The organism is uncultured Chryseobacterium sp. (assembly GCF_913776365.1).
Lineage (GTDB): Bacteria > Bacteroidota > Bacteroidia > Flavobacteriales > Weeksellaceae > Chryseobacterium.
In genome coordinates this window covers 1-3,304 of sequence record NZ_CAJYMO010000102.1, presented here as the reverse complement: position 1 = coordinate 3,304, position 3,304 = coordinate 1, and the positions used below count along the sequence as shown (strand labels likewise).

Here is a 3,304-nt window from a genome sequence, read left to right as displayed (position 1 = left end):
TCTCACGTTACGGTAGCCCAGCTGATGCAGCGGAACGATTTCAGCAAAAGGTTTGCAGAAAAAACGCCGATTTCCATCCATGAACTCATGTATCCGGTTTTGCAGGGATTCGACTCGGTACAGACCGGGTGCGATATCGAAATTGGCGGTACCGACCAGCTCTTTAACTGCACAATGGGAAGGCAGCTGCAGGAAAGCCACGGAAAACCACCGCAGACAGTACTATGCATGCCTTTGCTGAGAGGAATCGACGGAAAAGAAAAAATGAGCAAATCCCTTAACAATACCATCGGACTGACCGATGGACCTAATGAGATGTTCGGTAAAATCATGTCTGTACCCGATACCCTGATTGAAGAGTACATTGATCTTACCACCGATTTTCCAGCTGAGGAAAAAGAATGCCTGAAGAAAAAACTGGAATCCGGCGAAAACCCGATGGTAATAAAAAAACGGATTGCGGGTAACGTTGTGGCACAATACCATGATGCCGAAGCTGAAAAGGAAGCCCGGAAGTTCTTCGCCAGGCAGTTCCAGAATAAAAATTTTGAGGAAAAGGTATTCCAGCAGGTTGACATCCGGTTGCTGCCCCATCACCGGTTCAGGATGACTCTTGCTGACCTCTGTCATCAGCTTAAAAGCACTGAAAGTAAATCTTTTATCAGACGATTGATTCAGAACAATGGCGTGACGGTTGATACGTTGAGAAAAACAGATCCTGCCGAAGAGATTGAACTGGTAAAAGGCACAAGAATCAGGATCGGGAGAAGAAGTTTTTTTGAGCTCCGATGAATGAATACATAGATTTTAAATATTTTAATACATTTGTCCTTATAACGTAATGAAAAACAAATCATGAAGACATTATACCTGGCACTCATCCTTGGCTATATGACCGGAAGTGCACAAACCCACAGGTTTTATTATAATCTGGCATTTAAAAAAGACTCAACCCAGGCGGAATCTTCTACAGCACTGATGGTACTGGACATCAATCCCAATGACGTTAAATTTTACGACCATGTATTTCTTGAAAAAGAACAGGAAAATATACGGACGGGAAACCGCAATATCAACTGGACAAAACAAGTGCCCGTAACACGGAAGAAAAACGCTTCAAAGAATACCAATTACGCAATGGTAGAATTTCAGCTGTATTCCTATCTTACGGAGGATCCTGTAACATGGACGCTGCAGAATGAAACCCGTACGTATGGAATTTTCAATGTGCAGAAAGCAACAGCCGATTTTGGAGGAAGACACTGGACCGCCTGGTTTACCCGGGAAATTCCATTTTCGGAAGGCCCTTATAAATTCAGAGGCCTGCCCGGCCTTATTGTTGAAATCCAGGATAACCGGAATGATTATCACTTCACGCTGTTAAAAAACGAAAAGCTTGACAATACCTATGACACGAAAAACATCCTGGAAGTAAGATACGGCAATGCACCGCTTTCCGTAAAAGAAAAAACTTATATTGAGAAGGCTAAGGAATATTTCAATGACCCGCTTCACAGGATCCGTGAAAGCCTCAGAAACGGAACTTCGCAAAGTTATGATCATAATGGGACACGATATACCCGGCCGGAAGAATTGATTCCCCTTATCCGGGACGAACAGAATTACATCCTGAAATATAACAATCCCATTGAAATAAATAAAGCAATCAATTACAGATAATCAATAGGGAACATCATAAAGGCCATTATACCTATTACTGCCTCATATATTACCGGCAGTTTCCGGTTTTGAGATAATACCGCAGATGATGTTATCGCCCATTATCTTATCAATAGGTATAGGAAGCCAGCACATCAATAAAATTATCGGTGCGGTGCGGTTCTCCGGTAGCGCGGAATTTCCAGTCGTCATTATGGCGGTAGAGTTCGGCAAAGGTTACCGAGCACATTCCGTTCAGCCCGGCATCCCCGGAAAGGCTGAATTTCGTGATTTCTTTTCCGTTCGCATCCACGGCCCGGATGAACGCATTTTCAATCATGCCGAAATGCTGCCGGTTTTCGTTCCCCTGATAAATAGAGACGACGAAAACAATTTTCTGATACCGTTCATCCAGCTGGTCGAGCTGAACGATGATCTGCTCGTCATCACCTTCTCCTGCGCCGGTCCTGTTGTCGCCGGTCAGCCAAATCTTACCGGTCGGATGCCGCATGGAATTGAAGTAAACGACATCACTCTTGTACAGGACGATTTCCTTGCCGCTGGAAGTCTGGCAGTTTTTGCCCATATCGGCCACTTTACCGTTTTTATCAAGAAGGAAGGCAATGGCATCCAGATCGTACTCCGGGCCGCTGCCGCCGAAAATTTTCTCAAAAAATCCGCCCTGCTTCCGTACATCCCAGCCCAGCCCGATGGTAACACGGGAGAGATCGTAAACAGGGTCCCCGCGTTCGTCTTTACGGAGATCAATGGTTTGTCCTTTCTGTAAATTGATAGCCATATGATATTACCTGATGATTTGTCCATTATAGTATTTTTCAAGGAAGAAGGCCAGATCGGCACGGTATCCGATTCCGGAGGCTTCAAACTTCCAGCTGCCGCCTTTTTTGTACAGCCTTCCGAATTCCACTCCAGTTTCAATGGAAAAGTCTTCATCCAGCTCATACTTGGCAATTTCCTGCCGGCTGATGTCATCGATGATCCTGATGTAGGAATTTCTTACCTGCCCGAAATTCTGCCTTCTTCTTTCAAAGTCTTCGATGGTCACTACAAAAAGGATTTCTTCCACCCTGGGATCTACTTTCTCAAGATCCACCGCAATGGCTTCATCATCGTCACCGTCACTGCTTTTACCGCTCGGGTCATCGCCGGTATGGGTGAGGGCACCGTCCGGGGAAGTCAGGTTATTGTAAAAAACAAAGCAGTCCTCACTTACCAGTTTACGGTTCCGGTCGATCATAATTGCAGAAGCATCAAGGTCGAAGTCATATCCGCTTCCATCATTGGGATCCCAGCCAAGACCTATTGTCATTTTTGTAAACCCTAATGCGATCCGCTGACCTTTTTGTAAATTGATTGCCATCTTATTGTACGTTGTTTCCCCTAATTTAATACAGATTCTGCAATTTTCCAAATGAATTAATGAGAAATTATTAGATCTGCGGTAAAAACGGATGGCTGTGGTTGCAGCAGTACCGAATAAAGAAAGACGACAGTTGTTTGCCTGATGGCCTCAAATCCTGCTTATTTCTGGTACCGGAACAATTTCCATAAACAGGAGTCCGGAAGATTTTTTCGCGTTTTTATTTCCGGAAACCTTTCATAATATGCTGCCGGAAGAAGGTGC

Annotated in this window: 4 protein-coding genes; 2 read left to right on the top strand and 2 right to left on the bottom strand. The window is 44.5% G+C overall.

Annotated features, from left to right (window positions below; genetic code table 11):
* Together tyrS and QZ735_RS05050 are read left to right on the top strand one after the other, a co-directional pair.
* The coding region (tyrS, locus tag QZ735_RS05055; RefSeq protein WP_294245076.1) for a tyrosine--tRNA ligase at nt 1-792 on the top strand (792 nt) is incomplete at its 5' end.
* A 63-nt stretch (nt 793-855) separates the two neighbouring features.
* The gene (locus tag QZ735_RS05050; RefSeq protein ID WP_294245075.1) at nt 856-1,680 is read left to right on the top strand and encodes a GLPGLI family protein; all 825 of its coding nucleotides are present in this window, start codon (nt 856-858) and stop codon (nt 1,678-1,680) included.
* Between the two features lie 109 nt (nt 1,681-1,789).
* Here the strand turns inward: QZ735_RS05050 and QZ735_RS05045 are convergent, their stop codons facing one another.
* Together QZ735_RS05045 and QZ735_RS05040 are read right to left on the bottom strand one after the other, a co-directional pair.
* Nucleotides 1,790-2,458 (bottom strand): TerD family protein, encoded by a 669-nt coding sequence (locus QZ735_RS05045; protein WP_294245073.1) that lies wholly within the window; start codon nt 2,456-2,458, stop codon nt 1,790-1,792.
* Nucleotides 2,459-2,464: 6 nt separating this feature from the next.
* Nucleotides 2,465-3,040, bottom strand: a complete 576-nt coding sequence (locus QZ735_RS05040; RefSeq protein ID WP_294245072.1) for a TerD family protein — start codon at nt 3,038-3,040, stop codon at nt 2,465-2,467.
* Nucleotides 3,041-3,304: the final 264 nt, after the last annotated feature.